14 protein-coding genes are annotated in these 17,716 nt (G+C 62.6%); 5 read left to right on the top strand and 9 right to left on the bottom strand.

The window, feature by feature from the left end:
- Position 1: 1 nt before the first annotated feature.
- The gene (locus AC1DWA_RS00765) at positions 2-622 is read right to left on the bottom strand and encodes a TetR/AcrR family transcriptional regulator (RefSeq protein WP_477845685.1); all 621 of its coding nucleotides are present in this window, start codon (positions 620-622) and stop codon (positions 2-4) included.
- Positions 623-713: 91 nt separating this feature from the next.
- Here AC1DWA_RS00765 and AC1DWA_RS00770 point away from each other — a divergent pair, with 91 nt between their 5' ends.
- Entirely contained in the window at positions 714-2,081 is a 1,368-nt protein-coding gene (locus AC1DWA_RS00770) for a cytochrome P450 (RefSeq protein WP_477845713.1), read from the top strand.
- Between the two features lie 15 nt (positions 2,082-2,096).
- On the opposite strand, the gene AC1DWA_RS00775 is transcribed toward AC1DWA_RS00770, so the two are convergent.
- Positions 2,097-3,701 (bottom strand): acyl--CoA ligase family protein, encoded by a 1,605-nt coding sequence (locus AC1DWA_RS00775; RefSeq protein WP_279164268.1) that lies wholly within the window; start codon positions 3,699-3,701, stop codon positions 2,097-2,099.
- Positions 3,702-3,832: 131 nt separating this feature from the next.
- Between AC1DWA_RS00775 and AC1DWA_RS00780 the strand changes: the two genes are divergently transcribed.
- From AC1DWA_RS00780 to AC1DWA_RS00795, 4 genes are all read left to right on the top strand, one after another.
- Positions 3,833-4,699: a helix-turn-helix transcriptional regulator gene (locus AC1DWA_RS00780; RefSeq protein WP_041815263.1), complete on the top strand. Its 867-nt coding sequence runs from the start codon at positions 3,833-3,835 to the stop codon at positions 4,697-4,699.
- Between the two features lie 114 nt (positions 4,700-4,813).
- Positions 4,814-6,241 carry an amidase gene (locus AC1DWA_RS00785; RefSeq protein ID WP_080909593.1) on the top strand — a complete coding sequence of 476 codons (1,428 nt, stop codon included), beginning with the start codon at positions 4,814-4,816 and terminating at the stop codon, positions 6,239-6,241.
- A 125-nt stretch (positions 6,242-6,366) separates the two neighbouring features.
- The gene (locus AC1DWA_RS00790; protein WP_020909071.1) at positions 6,367-6,822 is read left to right on the top strand and encodes a DUF6069 family protein; all 456 of its coding nucleotides are present in this window, start codon (positions 6,367-6,369) and stop codon (positions 6,820-6,822) included.
- 13 nt (positions 6,823-6,835) lie between these two features.
- A complete protein-coding gene (locus tag AC1DWA_RS00795) occupies positions 6,836-7,804 on the top strand; it encodes a TIGR00341 family protein (protein ID WP_477845686.1) in 969 nt (322 codons plus the stop codon).
- A 2-nt stretch (positions 7,805-7,806) separates the two neighbouring features.
- Here AC1DWA_RS00795 and AC1DWA_RS00800 read toward each other — a convergent pair whose 3' ends face one another.
- From AC1DWA_RS00800 to AC1DWA_RS00830, 7 genes are all read right to left on the bottom strand, one after another.
- Positions 7,807-8,487 carry a 3'-5' exonuclease gene (locus AC1DWA_RS00800; RefSeq protein ID WP_019745237.1) on the bottom strand — a complete coding sequence of 227 codons (681 nt, stop codon included), beginning with the start codon at positions 8,485-8,487 and terminating at the stop codon, positions 7,807-7,809.
- 122 nt (positions 8,488-8,609) lie between these two features.
- The gene (gene menC, locus AC1DWA_RS00805) at positions 8,610-9,743 is read right to left on the bottom strand and encodes an o-succinylbenzoate synthase (RefSeq protein ID WP_020909062.1); all 1,134 of its coding nucleotides are present in this window, start codon (positions 9,741-9,743) and stop codon (positions 8,610-8,612) included.
- Complete coding sequence (locus AC1DWA_RS00810; RefSeq protein WP_029256203.1) at positions 9,733-10,554, bottom strand: GNAT family N-acetyltransferase; 822 nt, start codon at positions 10,552-10,554, stop codon at positions 9,733-9,735. Before AC1DWA_RS00810 ends, menC begins: the two co-directional genes overlap by 11 nt.
- Positions 10,532-11,695: a M20/M25/M40 family metallo-hydrolase gene (locus tag AC1DWA_RS00815; protein WP_205906828.1), complete on the bottom strand. Its 1,164-nt coding sequence runs from the start codon at positions 11,693-11,695 to the stop codon at positions 10,532-10,534. The genes AC1DWA_RS00810 and AC1DWA_RS00815 overlap by 23 nt, the downstream gene beginning before the upstream one ends.
- Positions 11,692-15,051 carry a serine hydrolase gene (locus AC1DWA_RS00820; RefSeq protein ID WP_477845687.1) on the bottom strand — a complete coding sequence of 1,120 codons (3,360 nt, stop codon included), beginning with the start codon at positions 15,049-15,051 and terminating at the stop codon, positions 11,692-11,694. Before AC1DWA_RS00820 ends, AC1DWA_RS00815 begins: the two co-directional genes overlap by 4 nt.
- Positions 15,048-15,839, bottom strand: a complete 792-nt coding sequence (locus AC1DWA_RS00825; protein ID WP_020970730.1) for an ABC transporter ATP-binding protein — start codon at positions 15,837-15,839, stop codon at positions 15,048-15,050. The genes AC1DWA_RS00820 and AC1DWA_RS00825 overlap by 4 nt, the downstream gene beginning before the upstream one ends.
- Positions 15,836-17,716 (bottom strand): dipeptide/oligopeptide/nickel ABC transporter permease/ATP-binding protein, encoded by a 1,881-nt coding sequence (locus tag AC1DWA_RS00830; protein WP_477916432.1) that lies wholly within the window; start codon positions 17,714-17,716, stop codon positions 15,836-15,838. The genes AC1DWA_RS00825 and AC1DWA_RS00830 overlap by 4 nt, the downstream gene beginning before the upstream one ends.

The following is a 17,716-nucleotide window of genomic DNA, read 5'->3' on the forward strand; positions in this document are numbered from 1 at the left end:
CTCAACGGTGTGCGGTGGACGTGAATTGGTAGGTTGCCGCCTCGACGATCTCGTCAGGGGTAATAGCGATCTCCTCGTTCAGCCACGCGGTGACCAATTCGGCAAGGCCCCCGACGAAGAGCAGTCCGTTGATCTGACCTTGATGAGATGGCCAAGCTCGGTCGCCGTACATTCGCGAGGCTTCGTCCGCGACCATTTGCGCGAAGCCGTGCAGTACCGCGCGCCGGTGTGCGCGAAGGGGCTCGTATGCAGCGGATTCGATCATTGCCACACGCCCCTTGCGGGGATCGTCGGTGAGGAGGGTGACGAACGACGCGATGGCATCTCGTACGCGCTGCTCGAGCGTTCCGTTGCTCGCTCGTAGTGCGGTCAGGCCGGCGTCGCGAACCTCGTCGGCAATTCCGTCCAGGATTGTTTTCAGCAGTTCGTCTCTGCTGGAAAAACTTTCGTAAAAGTAGCGTTCCGTCAACTTGGCTCGCGCACAGATCGCGGTCATCGTGGCGCCTCGACTGCCTGCGACAGCGAATAGTTCCAGCCCTGCCTCTAGCAAGCTCTCGCGCCGCAATGCTGAGCGCTGGTCGCCGCTGAGGCCGGCATACCGCCGCGGCGTCGGAGAAGTCATAGGTCGATATTGACAGACGCAACCACTGTGACGCAGACTACAGTCCATCTGACAGGATGCACTGTCAGATTGAGTGAGAGTAGAGGTCGCAGTGTCCAAGATCCTGGCTCGTCCCCCCGTGAACTCGCAGTTGCACCCGATTTCGGGCCGTTCCGGGCTGCCTCTCGTCGGGCACGCTCTTGCATACATCCGCGATCCACTCGCATTGATGCAAGAGAACTGGGATCGATACGGCGAGGTCTCTTGGTTCTCGATGGTCGGTCGGCAGTGGATCGCTGTTCTCGGACCCGACGCGTGCCAGGAAGTGCTGCAGAACAAAGATCGGGCTTTTGTGAACAGCGACGGCTGGTCGGTACTTATCGGCCCCTTTTTTCACGGTGGGCTGATGCTTCTCGATTCGGAAGAACATCTACGGCATCGTCGAATCATGCAGCAGGCGTTCACTTGGACGCGGATCGAGAAGTCTGTCGACGTTCTCAATCCGGCAATCGACTCGGCGCTCGACACATGGACCCCCACTGACGGATTTCGTGCATACACAGCGCTGAAGACACTCACCCTCGATCTTGCCACCGACATCTTCATGGGCGGTGCGGAAGGAAGTACCGAAAGCGAAATATCTTCGGTGAAAAAGGCTTTCGTGGATTGTGTGCAGGCGGCTACTTCTCTGGTCCGCTACCGCGTGCCGGGGACCAGATGGAAGCGAGGACTCGACGGCCGCCGGGTCCTGGAAGACTTCTTTCGTCGCTACCTGCCGGCGCGTCGAGCTCGCGCAACCGATGATCTGTTCTCCGTGCTCTCTCACATCGAATCCGAAGCAGGACAACGCTTCAGCGACGACGAAGTGATCGACCATATGATCTTCCTCCTGATGGCCGCACACGACACTTCGACGATCACCCTTTCCACGATGATGCAATATCTAGGTCAACATCCGAAGTGGCAGGACAGGTGCCGTGCCGAGTCGCTCGCTCTGGGGACCTCGACGCCCAGCTATGCAGATCTCGACGGCCTGAGCAGCCTTGACCTGGTGATGAAGGAATGCCTCCGACTCGTCTCTCCCGTACCGGTCATGGCGCGGCGAGCGGTCCGCGACACTCAAGTACGGGGTCACTTCGTGCCTGCGGGAACGTATGTTTCTGTCGCCCCTCACTTCACGCACCACATGGCGCAGTACTGGCCTGATCCCGAGCGTTTCGATCCCGAACGTTTCGCCGAGAATCGACGCGAAGACAAGGTTCATCGGTACGCGTGGGAACCGTTCGGAGGTGGAGTGCACAAATGCCTGGGAATGCACTTCGCCGGCGCCGAGATCAAGGCAATCATGCACCACCTCCTCATGCGCTTCGACTGGAACGTCGACGCAGATTACGTCGCTCCGCTCGACTTCACGTCCTTGCCGTTCCCTTCGGACGGGCAACCTGTCGATCTGCGCCGGCGTCACAGTTCGGTGCGCTGAGACCCTACGGCCGAATTACTTCGACGCACGCAATTGGAACTTGAGAACCTTGCCGGTCGGGGTGCGAGGAAGGTCGAGTGGAAAGACGATGTCGCGGGGAACCTTGTACCCGGCCAGCAATGCACGGGTGTGCTCGACGATGTCTTCGGCGGAAGCCTGTAATCCCTTGCCCAGCACCACGAATGCCTTCGGGCGCTCGCCCCACTTCTCGTCGGGAACGCCGACGACTGCCACGTCGATCACGGCAGGGTGACTCATGATCGCCTGCTCCACCTCGACGGTGGAGATGTTCTCACCGCCCGAGATGATGATGTCCTTCGCGCGGTCCTTGAGCTGGATGTAACCGTCGGGATGCATGACGCCGAGGTCGCCGGAATGGAACCAACCACCGGCAAATGCTTCGGCGGTCGCGGCCTCGTCACGGTAGTAACCGAGCATCACGTTGTTGCCGCGGAGCACGATCTCACCCATGGTCTGGCCGTCGGCGGGAACGTCGTTCATCTCGGCATCGACAACGCGAGCATTTTCGGCCTGCACCATGCCGACTCCCTGACGGGAGAGAAGTGCGGCGCGCTCGGACTGCGGCTTGTCGTCCCAGGCTTCCTGGTACTCGCAGATCGTGTAAGGGCCGTATACCTCGGTGAGACCGTAGACGTGGACGACGGTGACACCGATGTCTTCGAGTTTTCCGATGATCGTCGGTGACGGGGGAGCGCCGGCGGTGGTGATGCGCAGGGCTTCGACCTTGTGGGCCTGGTCCGCGTCGGCGATGATGGAGCAGACGGTAGGAGCGCCGCACAGATGCGTCACGCCCAGATTGTCGATGGCGTCCCAGATCGCGTCGGCGCGGACCGCGCGCAGGCAGATGTGTGTGCCCGCGGCCTGCGTGACGGCCCACGGCGTGCACCACCCGTTGCAGTGGAACATCGGCAGCGTCCACAGATACTTTGTCGCTCCGTCGAAGCCGTTGTGGAATGTCTCGCCGAGCGAGTTCAGGTACGCCCCACGGTGGGAGTACATGACGCCCTTGGGTTTTCCGGTGGTGCCAGAGGTGTAGTTGATGGCGATGCACTGCTGCTCGTCGTCGACGCCCCAGTGAAGTGGCTGATCGGCGAGAGCTTGACCTTCGGCAATCAGATCGGAGTACTGCCCGGTGACGATTCCGGTGGGAACTTCCGGGTACGGGACGGTGGAGTCCGGGATCTCGATGATCTCGCGCAGGCTCGTCACGTTCGCCTTGGACGAGGTGACCGAGCCGACGAATTCGGAGTCGACGAACAGGATCGTGGTTCCCGAGTGATCGAGGATGTACTCGAGTTCGGGGCCGGCGAGGCGTGAGTTCAGGGCGATCAGGACTCCGCCGGCGAGTGGGACGGCAAAATGCGCGAACAGCATCTCGGGAACGTTCGGCGCCAGGTACGCAACGCGGTCACCGGGCTGAATGCGTTGACGCAGGACGCGGGCCAGCGCTGCGACCTCGTCACCGAACTCTCGGTACGTGTAGCTCCGGTCGCCGTGAATGACGGCGGTGCGATCGGGGAACACCGCAGCGCTGCGCTCGAGAAAGCGCAGCGGACTGAGCGGGGTGTTGTTGGCTGCGAGAGCTGTCGAGACAGACACGGTTCCTCCGAAGGCGACGTGACACGGTTGGTGTCACGGTAGTTGTGATCGGCACTACAAATGGCCTGGATGCACGCTATTGCCCAGTCAAAGGTGCCGCTACCCTCTGAATTGGGTATGTGGAGGTGAGAGTGAGCAGGGTACTGAGACCGAGCGACGACGACGCGTTGCGCGCCGAACTGCGTCGACTGCACCCCCGAACCGAGTTGCCGGTTCTGTTCGGCGGTTGTGTCGACGACCGGTCGCTGACCATCACCGGCTACGTCGGGACTCGTAGCAACATCCTGCGAAATTTGAAGATCGACGCCGAATGCGGACTCGGTGGTCGTGCGATCGCAGAACAACGACCGGGCGCGGTGCAGGACTACGCGAACTCGTCGCACATCACCCACGACTACGACTACGAAGTGGGCACCGAAGCCATCGAATCCTTGATGGCAGTCCCGATCGTCGTACGCGGGGTTACCCGCGGAGCGATCTACGGAGGACTGCGTGCCAACCTGCCGATCGGCGACGTGATCGCCGAGACGATGATGCGATCGTCGTACGCGTTGGCCCGCGAATTCGAGATTCGCGACGAAGTGGATCGTCGGGTGGCGATGCTCGATACCGCTGCGGTGGAACATGGTTCGAATCGCGATGCCCAGATATCCGAAGGGTTGACCGAGAGCGTCCTGGCGCTCGGCGAGATCGCGGCGAACCTCGAGGACATGGCTCTCAGCGCGCAGGTCCTCGCCGTCGAGGCAAAGTTGCGGGCGTTGGCGTCGCCGAACCCTTCCGCGAACACTCCAGTCGCGAACACCGTTGTCCTGTCGCCCCGCGAGCGGGAGGTGATGGGCTACGTAGCTCTGGGACTGCGCAATGCCGAGATCGCCGAGAGGTTGTCCCTGAGCGTCGAAACGATCAAGACGTACATGCGGAATCTGATGGGAAAACTCGACGTCCGCAGTCGGCACGAAGCAGTTGTGGAAGCGCGGCGGCAGGGCTTGATTCTGTAAGGCTGAATCGGTGGGCCGGTCCCGCCAAGCGGAATTTCAAAGCTACGCCTTCGCCATGGTTGGTATGACGGACCTCACTATCGGCAGAGTTCGACACGAGTGATGAGGGCATCGATGCAGGATTTGTTCGACAACAACGACATGACCGGCCTGGCCGAAGCGATCAAGAGCGGCGACGTCTCCGCCAAGGAAGTTCTCGAGTTCAGCCTGGACAGACTCGACGAGCGCAACCCGGCAGTCAACGCGGTGATCAGTGAGCGTCGCGAGGAGGCACGCAACGAGGTATCAGGCGGCTTGCCGGAAGGTCCACTGCACGGCGTCCCGTTCGTGATCAAAGACCTGGGCATGGACGTCGCAGGATTGCCGAGCACCAACGGATCTCGATTGTTCGCCGATGCTGTGGCAGAAAAAGATTCGACGCTCGTGGAGCGGTACCGTGAGGCTGGTCTGGTTGTCATCGGCAAGACGAACACCCCGGAGTTCGGTAAGAATGCGAGTACCGAACCTGCGCTGTTCGGGCCTACCCGCAACCCTTATGCCCTTGATCGTTCACCCGGCGGATCTTCGGGTGGCACAGCTGTAGCTGTTGCCGTCGGGATCGTGCCCGGCGGCCATGCCAGTGACGGCGGTGGATCGATCCGTATTCCCGCATCGGCCTGTGGCTTGGTAGGCCTCAAGCCCAGCCGTGGACGTACTCCGACGGCACCGGCGCGCACGCTGTTCTCGTCGCCGATGAGTGTTCATCACGCACTCACCCGAAGTGTCCGCGACACTGCACTGCTTCTCGATCTCTCCGCCGGACCGACTGTCGGCGATCCTTACGTGATCCTGGCGCCGAAGCGGCCGTACGTCGAGGAAGTTGGTGCGGATCCCGGACGGTTGCGGATCGGTCTGAGCAACACTCTTCCTGATGGCACCCCGGTGGACCCGGAGTGCTCGGCCGTCACAACCAGTGTTGCCGGCCTGCTCGAAGAACTCGGTCACGATGTGACCGAGGGTGCCCCGAACTTTCCGCTCGATGCGCTCACTGCCGGGCTTTCCGTGTTGATGGGCATTCCGATGACGATCGAGGTCGACGAACGACTCGAGGCCCTGAACCGCGCAATCCGCGACGACGACCTCGAGCCGATGGCTCGGATGATCTACGACCGCGCGAAGTCCGAAAGTGCGACGAACGTCGTCAAGGCATTGCAGGAACTCGAGCGGGCAGCCCAGGTGATCGGTGCGTTCTTTGTCGATCACGACCTGTTGCTGACGCCGACGATGGCTCGACCGGCAGCTCCGCTCGGTCTGCTCGATACGGCAAACCCCATGTCGATCTGGGAGCATTCGGCCGGGTACAGCGGCTTGACCAGTCCGTTCAACAGTTCAGGTCAGCCTGCGATTTCCTTGCCGATGGGTCATGACTCGGCCGGCGTCCCTATCGGTGTGCAGTTGGTCGGAGCGTTCGGGCGTGAAGATTTGCTGATCCGGGTTGCGTCGCAGCTCGAGGTGGCGCGCCCGTGGAGCATTGCCCCAGTGTGGCCGCCCGTCCCGGCGTAGCCCCGGCACCGTCGAAGAGTCGAGAACACCGTACTTTTCACCCGTCGAGGGTGAATGTGGGCCGTCCCGAAACGCATACAGTTCGGAAGGACAGCCCTATCCGGTATCGGTGAAGGAGTCTCTCGATGAGCCAGTTCCAACCAGACAGTCCGGCGACTCCCGCCGTCAATGCACAACGACTGTGGGCGGGCGGGGCCGCAACTGCGCTCGTCGCGGCCCTGGCCGCAGTCGTCGGACTACTGATCGTGCGGGGAATCCTCGACACTCCGGTCATCACACCGGAGCGGATGCCGGGGAATTCACAAGCCGGCTCGCTTGCTCTCAGCGCCGCGATCGCAGCGCTGGTCGCTACCGCACTTCTGCATGCGTTGATGGTGTCGACGCCACGTGCGTCGAACTTCTTCGCGTGGATCGGAATCCTCGCAACGATCGCCACGGCGCTGTGGCCGTTCACGATCGCGGCGACCACCGCATCGCGAGTCGCCAGCGCCGCAATCTACTTCGTCGTCGGTATCGCGATCGTCTCGTTGCTCACCGGGGTCGCAGGGTCAGCGCAGACCACTCGCCGTATCGGCGTGTGATGGAGTATCGACCGTGAACGGGGTGGTTCCGCAAGCACAACGGCGCACATTGGCGAAGCTCGACGAAAAGCTCAATTTTTCGGTGGGGGACCGAGATTCGAAGCGATCCGCCTTCTGGGTGATGCTGACGCTGTCTGCCGTGATCGCCGTGGCCGGTGTCGTGGGCGATTCCACGGCAACCGTCATCGGAGCGATGATCGTCGCTCCCTTGTCGACGCCGATTCTCGGGGTCGGGTTGGGCATCACAACTGGCCAAGGCGCTTTGGTGGGGCGGAGCCTGGTCTATGTCGTCGGTGGAATCTGCCTCGTCGTCGTATTGGGTGTCGCGTTCGCTCAGGTATTGCCGAATCCCTCCAACGTGCTGACCAATTCCCAAGTGCTTGGGCGTACTTCGCCGACGTTGATGGACTTGACGGCAGCACTTGCGACCGGTTTGGTCGGGGCCATCGCGATCGCGCGCAAGGATGTCGGCGACGTACTTCCCGGTGTTGCCATCGCAATTTCGCTTGTCCCACCGTTGGCGGTGGTAGGTGTCTGTCTCGGCTCGGGGTCACCGAGTTTGGCGGTGGGCGCGTTTGTACTGTTCACATCGAACGTGGTTGCCATGATCATCACTGCGACAGGCGTGTTCGTCGCAGCTGGGTACGCGCGCGACGCCGGGATCTTGAAGACGTCGCGGCGGCGGGCATACCTCGTGCTTGCCGCTCTGTTGATCGTCGTCGCGATTCCGATGGTCGGCAACTCCCTGTCGTCGTTGTGGGCGAGGCAGATCGGGAGCGCGGCGCAACAGTGGCTCGCAGACACTCCGGGAGCCGAGGTCACCGATGTCACCTGGCAGGGCGGCACCGCCACCATCGACGTGCTCGGCCCGGAAACCCTTCCCCCACTGGATGAACTGGAGGCATCGATCGACGCGCTGATTCCGTGGAACCCGGACGTGCAGATTGTCCATACCGTCGGGACGAGGATCGCGGCGGGGTGAGGTCAGGCGATAACGCGAATCGGCCACTGGCCGTTGACGTCTCCCACGTCCCGGCCCTGGCTGAGTAGGTACTCGGCGAAATCACGCTGGCGCTCGGCGTGCCAATCGGCTTGATCGACCATGAGATCGAGCCCCAGGAGGTCGGGGAACCGCACGGCCAACTCGCGGGCCAACGCCGCCGCCGCTTTGGCATCGGCCTCGGCTTCGTGCGCCGACTCCAATGAAATTCCGTAGTGCTCGCACACGGCCGCAAGCGTTCGCTTGCCCTTGCGGAACGTATCCATCGCCCGATCGATCACGTACGGATCAATCACCAACCCGGGAACGAATGCGGGCTTGCCGATGCGCAGACCCTCGGCATGCATGACCGTCAGATCATAGGAGGCATTGAACGCCACGACAGCGTGATCGCGCGCCCAGGAATTGTGCAGAGCATCGCGAATCTCTTCGTAGCCCTCGGCGTAGTTCTGGCCGTGCCGCGCCGCGTACTCGGTGCTGATTCCGTGAATAGCCGAAGCGTCGGCGGGGATATCGACGCCGGGATCGAGTAACCACGTGCGTGTTTCGACATTCGAACCGTCGATGACCGCGACGCAGGCACTGACGATGCGAGCGGTCGACGGATCCCGCCCCGTGGTCTCGAGGTCGAACGCGCAGATCGGGCGATCGGACCAGCTACTCATCGGGGGCCTTTCGGTGCAGAACGTCATGTCCGAATCACTATGCACCTCCCTACCGACAGAAACGACGAACAGCCACCTCCGCCGGGTGAAGGTGGAGGTGGCTGCTGCGTGACTGTGTGGACCTACAGAGTCTCGGTTCCGACCGTGAAGCGATCCATGACGTCTTCACGTGGAGTCACACCGAAGCCCGGTCCCTGCGGCACGGCGATGTGGCCGTCCTCGATGACAAACGGTTCGGTGATGTCCTCTTTGTAGAAGCGATCGGACGCCGAGATGTCGCCGGGCAGCGTGAACCCGTCCAGCGCCGCGAGGGCCGCGTTGGCGGCGCGGCCGATTCCGGTCTCGAGCATTCCGCCGCACCACACCGCAATACCGTGTGCCGAGGCGAGATCGTGGATGCGCTTGGCTTCCAGATATCCACCGACACGGCTCGGCTTGATGTTGATGACCGAAGCGGCACCGAGCGTGATGGCATCCGCCGCATCCTTGGCCGACTCGACCGACTCGTCGAGGCAGATCGGAGTCGAGAGGGACTGGGCGAGCTTGGCGTGCTGCACCAAATCGTCCTCGGCCAGCGGCTGTTCGATGAGGAGCAGTGCGAATTCGTCCAGGCGACGGAGCAACTGCGCGTCGACGAGGGTGTACGCGGCATTTGCGTCGACCTGCAGAGGAACGTCGTAGCCGAACTCCTTGCGCACCGCAGCCACGGGAGCGATGTCCCAGCCCGGCTTGATCTTCAGCTTGATTCGCACGTACCCCTGCGACAGATAGTTGCCGACGGTCTCGAGCAGCTGAGGGATGCTGTCCTGGATGCCGACGGACACTCCCGAGGGAACTCGCGTGCGAGTGGCACCGAGGTACCGAGCGAAAGACTGTCCGCGAGCGCGCAATTCAGCATCGAGAATTGCCATTTCGATAGCCGACTTGGACATCTGGTGACCCACGATGTGGTGAAGTACGCTGCCGACCGTCTCGGCCGAGAGCGGCTGATCCGACTGCGACTTACGTAGCGTCGGAACGAGATACTCGCGAAGCATCGCCCGCGCACCAGCGGTGTACTCCGAGTTGTAGTACGGATCGCTCAGCGAACCGCACTCGCCCCAGCCGACAGTCTCCACCGGACCGTTGGGGCCGTCGGTGGTGCCGCTCACCTTCAGGACGAGGGTGTTGCGCTCGAGCTGGGTGCTGAATGACGTGGTGAAGGGGGAGACGAGAGGGATGCGCAGTTCGCGCAATTCGACGGACTCAATGTGCATGGACTTGCTCTTCTCCGGTTGTCTCGCAGATTTTCGTGAACGTGTAATAGCCGCTGGGGTCGAAGCCGGTCGATTGCCATTCCTTCGAGGCGATCAGTGGTTCGAGGTACTCGCGAAGCGCGTGTCGCCAGGCAAAGGCAGAGGCGCGGTCGACTGTTCTCAGATGCTCGATGTCTCGGGGTATTCCGACTGCGATATCGATGCAGTCGGGTGGGATCGGGAGCATTCGAGGCGTACCGTCCTCGGTGGGTTGAAGCACCTTGAATGTATCATTCACGGCCACAGCAGAACTCGGAGATCCATCGACGTCGAGATCCCAACTGACGAGCATGCGATCGCTGGCGTCGCCTGCGTTGATGCCGTCTGCCATCGAACCGTAGAAATCCGGGTTGTATTCGGTCGGTGCGGCACCGAGACGCTGAATGTTGAAATAGGCATTTCGTGCGACCAGTGGATCGAAGGTCCACCGGATCGTCCTGACACCGCGCTCGATGCACCAGTCTCGCTGATGATGCTTGAGGGCGCGGCCGATTCCCTTGCCTGCGTGTCCCGGTAGTACTCCGGCGATGTGTGAGTGCAGAACCTCGCCGAGAGGCTCGACGAAGAATCCGACACAACCACCGATCATTTCGCCTTCGGAAAAGGCTCCCACCACGTAGTGACCACCGTGATGAAGCGCAACCAACATCGCCGTGCCGAAATGAGCCGGTCCGGGGCTGGTAGCCCAGATCTCATCGAAAACGGCGGATAGATCGGCTATTTCGCGATTGTCGACCAGCTCTCGAAACTCAACCGCTTTGCTTTTCGACACGAGGGCCCCCTTCAGACGTGATCGAACGAATAAGGCCCGCAACCAACGCCGTCCTCGGGGCGATCGCGGACACGAGCGCATGCTCGGTCTCGGCGTGTGCACCGCCGCCGACGCCACCGAGGCCGTCGAGGGTGGGGATACCGATACCGGCAGTGAAGTTTCCGTCCGAGGCTCCGCCTACGGCGAGCCCGACGGGAGGAGTCAGATCATGCTCGAGCGCAACACGTTCCGCCAACGCCAGCAACGGTGCGGACATCGTCGCTTCGAGAGGTGGACGGTTGACGCCACCCGAGACCGTGACTACGGCTTCGGGGTGGATTGCCTGCAGGGCTCGGATATTCGCATCGACCCGTTCCTGCTCGGCAGCGCTGGTTGCGCGCACGTCCACATCGACAAAGGCTTCTGCCGGAACGGTGTTGGTCGTAGTTCCGGCTGAAATGACAGTCGGGGTGACGGTGGTTGCCTGCGCCGGCGAGGACAAGTCGTTGATCTCGATCACGAGACGAGCCAGTTCTACTGCAGCGTTGACGCCCTTTTCCGGCTCCAGTCCGGCGTGCGCGGCGCGACCAGCAACATGGATCCGATACAGCGACACTCCCTTGCGGACAGTCTTCAGTTCGCCGCCGTCTCCGCCGGCCTCGAGAACCAGTACCGCGCCCGCCGCGAGGTCCTCGATCAGTGACCGCGACGTGGGCGAACCGATTTCTTCGTCACCGGTGACCAGGAGAGTGATTCCGTCGAGTGCATCGTCGCCGTGCAACTCTCGGACGATGGCGAGGGCGTGGATTGCCTGAACGACACCAAGTTTCATGTCGAGGCCACCCGGACCTCGAAGTGCACCCTCGGTGACCGCTGCGGGTAGGCGCGTCAGGGTTCCGATCGGCCACACGGTGTCGTGGTGACCGAGCAGCATCAGCCGCGTCGGTGAGCTGCCGAAACGGGTCACCAGATGGGTTCGGCCTTCCGTCACTATCGACTCCGGTGTCACTCCGAGTCGTTCGTGGACAAGGTCTGACGTCCACTTCGCGCTGCGGGCAACAGCTTCGAGATCGTGCGACGGCGACTCGACTTCGATGAGCGCGATGGCGTCCTCGAGGATCTGAGGAAGTTGGCGCTCGGCCAGATCGCGGAGAATGGTCATCGGTTGTTCACTCGCGGATACGCGCGGCTTCCGACGTGTAGCAATTGTGTACTCCCGGTGTCGGAGAAAGTGATCCGGATCCAACCCGCTGATTGAGGTAGTTGGGTCGCGAATACTCCAGGGTGAACTTCGATCAGGATGAGAGAGACGGACTCTGCGCTTTCGGCGTTGACCGAAGGGTCGATGTGATCGGTGCGGCGGGCGGTCAGGGAACTCCCGGTTCTTTCCAGGACGAAATCGGCAGCAGCATCGCGGTACAGACCGCACAGCGCATCGAGTTCCTCAGGTGAGGACGTGGTGCGGGTGGCGGGGTCTCCAGGCGAAAATGCCGGTGTCACGGCGACGCCGCCGATGGAACCGATCACCTCGGCGAGAAGGTCGCCCGAGAGAGCGTCCATCGCACCGCCGTTGGCCATCAGGACTACCGCAATGCCGCAGGACGGGACCACCCGCAAGAAGGACTGCTGTCCGAGGGTTCCACCGTTGTGACCATGCGCCAGCACGCCGTCCCAATTGTGCAGCAGCCACGTGGTTCCCATGATGTCTGCAGACGACACGTCTCCGATCTGGCGGCGCTCCTCGAGCATCGCCAGATGGGTGGACCGCTGAAGCAGAATCGGATCCTCGCGCATCGAATCCTGCGCGAACAGGAGAAGATCTTCAGCTGTGCTGTTGATGAGACCGGCGGGGCCCATCGAGCGAGGGATGAGGAATTGTGGTGTCTGCGCGAGATTGTCGGCACCGCCGACATGCCCGACCGCAGCGCGGTGCAGTGCCGTCTCCTCGGGCAAGGTCGTGGTCTTGGTCAGGCCGAGAGGCTCGATGATCCGCTCACGCAGAACCGCGTCCCAACTCTTGCCTCGGAGAACCTCGATGATTCGTCCGGCGATGACGAAGCCGGTGTTGCAGTACGACCAATCGGTACCGGGTGCGAAGAGCTGCACCGTCGATGTCAGGGCTGCGACGTATCGCTCGACGCAGTCGTCGCCGCGTCCGCCGTCGATGAAGACGTCACCGTCGATGCCACTGGTGTGAGTCAACAGGTGGCGAGTGGTGACCGTTTCAGTGGCTACCGCGTCGGCAACTGCGAAGTCCGGCAGGATGTTCCGGACAGGCGAGTCGAGGTCCAGTAATCCTTCTTCGACGAGTTGCATGATCAGGGTGGCCGTCCAGACCTTGCTGATCGAACCCATCTGGAACAACGTGTCGGGAGTGGCCACGACACCGGTGCGGGTACTGACGACACCGGACGTCACCACGGTGCGGTCGAAACCGCTGCGGGTAGTGGTCAGAATTCCGAGCGAAGCACCGGGTACCCCGTACTTCGCGCTCAGGGTGTCGAGTCGGTACTGCCAGTAGTCGGGATCGACCGTGGTCAGTGCCGGCGTAGGCGAGAGATGACGTTCGATCCAGTCGACGAGACGGGTGCTGTAATCCAGACGGTGGGAGGGCCGACCAGTCAACACAAAGGCATGCGACGCGTCCGGGAAGGCCACCAGTTCGGTAGGGGTGCCGGCCAAACGCAGTCCACCGAACCACTGTTCTGCCTGGTTGACCGGGCAGCGGACGTCGCTACCGCCGTGAAGTATCAGTGTCGGTGTCGTCACCTGGGAGACTCGCCCCAGCGGCGAAAGTTCCTGTACTCGAGATGACTGCGGGTCGAATTCGACCGTCTGCAGCAAGATGCCCTCGTCCGAGGGGCCTGCCGTGTTCGCGATGTCGCAGACAAGGCCGCCAGCGACTGCGACGGCAAACCGATCGGTGACGGACGTCAGGGCGCACGTCATGAATCCGCCGTAGCTGTAGCCCGTGAGCACCAGTTGCTTCGGATCGGCCATCCCTTCGGCGACAAGGGTTTCGACCGGCTCGAGCAGGTCGGCGCGATCCGCCTCACCCCAACCGTCACGCACTCCGTCGAAGAACTCGTTGCCGTAGCCGTCGCTTCCCCGCGGATTGATCATCAAGACCGTGTATCCGAGCGCGACCAGTTCCGCGTGGTACGCGTGCATCGGGGTGGGTGTACCGGTCCAGGCATTGTGTGGTCCGCCGTGGACGTCCAGAACCAGCGGACCGGCGCCCGTGACGTTCGGGTCGCGCAAGATCCAACCCTGAACACGGGTGCCGTCGCTGATGTCGAACCAACGCTCGGAGGCGACTGGAAACGCGACGGAAGTTGTCAGTTCCGTGTTCAACTCGGTGACGGTTTCGACTGCACGAGTCTCGAGGTCGATGACGGCGACCTCACCGAAGGACGTCGCCGTTGCAAGCGCGACGACGGCCTTCTCGGACGTCAGGGCAAGACCGAAGACCATTGTCTGTTCTCCGGTGAGAAGTGGTGAGACGGAGCCTGATCCGAAATCGACCTTGTGCAGTTCGGTGGAGCCGTGGTTGCGGATGCAGAAGACGATGTCGCCGTCGGCGGTGAAACACGGTGCGCCACCGGGATAACCGGTCCCGCCAGGCATGACGTTTCGGTCGAGTTCGGATGTCAGACTGCGGTCTTCCACTCGCTGGTCGCGGTGCAGGACAAGAAGTTCGTTGTTGTGAATGATCGGCGTGTGCCAACCGACTGCTACGACGGCGTCGCCGGCAGGTGTCCACGTAAGTGGTCCGGCGATGCCGCGTGCGTGCCCCAGCATCCGCGGAGCCGAGGCGAGATCAGTCAGCGATACGGTCCACGCGGAGCTCGCCCGTGTCAGATCGGCATTGCCGTCCATCGCCGCGGTGAAAGCAAGTTCGGTGCCGTCGGGACTGTACGCGGGATGCGAAGCGTCCCAATCGCCGTCCGTCAGTTGCCGAAGCGAGCCGGCGGCCAGATCGAACTCGAACAAGTGCGCCCGAACGCTGCCCCGGACACCGGATCCGTCGACCTTGTAGTTGAGGCGTTTCGCCACCAAGAGGTGTGACGATCCGGCGGCAGTGCGGTCGACCGGGGCACTGAAGGCGATTCGAGCACCGTCGGGAGAGAACACTGGTGCCCCAGCGCCGAGCGCGAGCTGCGCCGTGGTGGTCATCTGAACGGCGGGCCCGCCGGTGGCGTCGACCTTCCACAGTTGCGGTGTGCCCGAGGAATCCGGCCGAACGAAGACCAACAGCGTGGAAACGGGATGCCATGCCGGCGAGGTGTCGGCAGGTCCCGCGGTGAGCTGTAGTTGCGGGGAAGCCAACCAGATCGAGTGCTCGTTGGTATCCGCGTCCGGATTCGCTTCGGTACGTACGTATGCAATGCGTCCCGACTCCGAGACAGCGATGCTGGTCGGTGTAACCACGGACGCGTAATCCTGGATTCTCGCCGAACGACGTTCTTCGGCACGGGCTACGACAGCGGGGGAGTCGAGAGTGGTCGGCGTTGTCATTGGAACATCGGCTCCCCGAAGGTCGGGATCGCGGACAACAGCTTTGCCGTGTACGGCTCCTTGGGCGAATCGATCACGTCGAGAACCGGCCCGTGCTCGACGATTTCGCCGCCGAGCATGACTGCGACGTGGTCACAGACATAGCGGATCACCGCCAGGTTGTGGCTGACGAACAGAACCGTCAGACCCAGCTGCTTCTGCAGATCCACCAACAGATTCAGAACCGCGCCCTGCACGGACACGTCCAGAGCGGAGGTGATTTCGTCGGCAAGCAGAACTGCCGGTGCGGCTGCCAAAGCCCGCGCGAGGGCAACGCGTTGGCGCTGACCACCAGACAACGACGACGGGTATTCGTGCGCCTTCTCCACCGGCAGTTGGACGGTGGTGAGGAGTCGAGCCACCTCGGCAGCGCGGTCGCCGCGGTTGCGGCGAGCTTTGTCACGACGCTCGGTGGACCGCAGCGCCTCGGCGAGTGACTGGCCGATGGTCATTCGCGGGTCGAGGCACGAGTACGGATCTTGGAAGACCATTTGGATCCGGTGGCGCAGACGAGCGGTCGCGCCGCGGGCGTGAGCGACGTCCACACCGTCGAGAAGGATCTGGCCGGAACTGGGCTCGGCCAAGCCGACAGTTGCTCGCGCCAGTGTCGACTTTCCGGAACCCGATTCACCGACGAGACCGACCACCGATCCGGAGGGGATGTCGAGATTGATGTTCTTGACGGCGTGGAATTTTTTCGAACCGCTACCGAGGTGGACGTTGACGTCACGGAATTCGAGCCTGCTCATCGGATCTCCTCTGCAACAGCCAACAGTTCTTCCAACTCGATGTCGGCGGTGCTCTCCTCGGCGTCGAGGCTCYCCACCTGCCAGGCTTCGTCGACGGTGGCGAGCGGCTTGTCGCGATCGGTGCTCATGGTGGGGACCGCGGCGATCAGCGCGCGGGTGTACGGATGCTTTGCACGACCGGCGATCAGATCGTCGACTGCGATGTCTTCGACGATTTCGCCGGCAAACATGACCAGGACACGGGTGCACATGCCGGTGATGACGGCCATATCGTGCGAGATGAGAAGGATTGCGGCGCCGGTTTCCTCGCGAACCTCGTGGAGCAGCCCGAGAACCTCACGCTGAACGGTCACATCGAGCGCAGTGGTGGGTTCGTCCGCGATGATCAGAGCGGGCTTGCCCATCAGACCCATGGCGATCATCGCGCGCTGACGCATACCGCCGGAGAACTCGTGGGGGTACTGCTTCGCACGCCTGGGCGCGTCGGGGATCTTGACGGCGTTCAGTCGCTCGACTGCCGCCTTCTTCGCGTCGACCTTGCTCATACCTTCGTGGAGCCAACCGATCTCGGCGACCTGGTATCCGACCTTGAGAGACGGATTCATGGACGACATCGGATCCTGGAACACCATCGCCATACGTGTGCCGAGTTGGCGGGCAACCTTGCGCGAAGCCGCGTTGTCCGGCCGCTTCCCGTCCTTCATCAGCACGGTGCCGTCGAACTCGATGAGCCCGGCGTCGACCACGGTGGGGTGGTCGGTCAGCTGCGCGATTGCCATGCAACTCAGTGACTTTCCGGAGCCGGATTCACCGACGATGCCCACGGTTTCGCCGCGATGAACTGTAAAACTGATGTTGTCGACGGGGCGACGCCAGTCGTCACCCGCGGGGACTGCGACGGACATGTTGCGGACGGTGAGAACTGCGTCCTCGTCGCTGGGCGCCGAATCGGCCTGAGCAGTTTTCCGGTTGATCGGCTTCCACTTCGGCAGGCGACTGCTGATCGGGCTGCGAACTCCCGCGCCGCGAGCAATGGCCTCGCCGAGCAGCGTGAAGGTCAAGCCGGCGAGCACGACGGCGATGCCGGGGGCAAGTGCGGTGGCCGGGTTGACGAAGATCTTCGACAGACCTTCGTTGAGCATCCGGCCCCAGTCGAATGCAGGCGGCTGAATGCCCAAGCCGAGGAACGAGAGTCCGGCGAAGACCACCAGGCCGCTGCCGACAGCGATGCTGGCATTGACGATGAGTGGTTCACGGATATTGGGGAGAATGTGGCGGAACAGCAGCCCGGGCTTGGTGACCCCGAGGATGCGTGCTGCGTCGATGAAGTCGCGTCCGTTGACCGACGAAGCCAGTGCGTACGTCAACCTCGCGAACGGCGAGGCCAGGGCGAGACCGATGGCGATCACCGCGCTGCCCGCACCCTGTCCGAGAACGACCAACAGGAAGATGGCCAGAAGGAGACCGGGGAATGCGATGGCGAAGTTGAGGAATGCCACGACCATTCGTCCGACCCAGCGGGGAGCGAGCGTCGGGAGCGTACCGAGTATCAGGCCAATTGTGACACCGAGTGCGACGGCTCCGAGAGCCATGAGCACCGACAGTCTCGCGGCGGTCATCGTGCGGGCGAAGACGTCACGTCCGCCGGCGTCGGTGCCGAAGATGTGCTCGGAACTCGGTCCCTGAGACAGTGCCTTCGGGTTGGCTGCGACAGCGGCGTCACCCCAGATCATCGGTCCGAAGATGACGAGGGCGATCAGAGCGGTCAGGAAGGTGAGGGCCAGGATTCCCAATGGGGTGCGGAACGTTCCGACGATCCAGTGTCGTCGCGGGGGCGTCTTGGGGGCCGCAGTGGGGGCCGTAGGTGAGGTGCTCAA

This window comes from Rhodococcus sp. P4_F3_2 (assembly GCF_056401335.1).

Coding starts and splice junctions, on each gene's coding strand:
- AC1DWA_RS00765 (WP_477845685.1), bottom strand. CDS start 622: ATGACTTCTCCGACGCCGCGGCGGTATGCCGGCCTCAGCGGCGACCAG.
- AC1DWA_RS00800 (WP_019745237.1), bottom strand. CDS start 8,487: ATGAGTAGCTGGTCCGATCGCCCGATCTGCGCGTTCGACCTCGAGACC.
- AC1DWA_RS00790 (WP_020909071.1), top strand. CDS start 6,367: ATGAGCCAGTTCCAACCAGACAGTCCGGCGACTCCCGCCGTCAATGCA.
- AC1DWA_RS00820 (WP_477845687.1), bottom strand. CDS start 15,051: ATGACAACGCCGACCACTCTCGACTCCCCCGCTGTCGTAGCCCGTGCC.
- menC (WP_020909062.1), bottom strand. CDS start 9,743: ATGCACATTGAGTCCGTCGAATTGCGCGAACTGCGCATCCCTCTCGTC.
- AC1DWA_RS00815 (WP_205906828.1), bottom strand. CDS start 11,695: ATGACCATTCTCCGCGATCTGGCCGAGCGCCAACTTCCTCAGATCCTC.
- AC1DWA_RS00785 (WP_080909593.1), top strand. CDS start 4,814: ATGCAGGATTTGTTCGACAACAACGACATGACCGGCCTGGCCGAAGCG.
- AC1DWA_RS00825 (WP_020970730.1), bottom strand. CDS start 15,839: ATGAGCAGGCTCGAATTCCGTGACGTCAACGTCCACCTCGGTAGCGGT.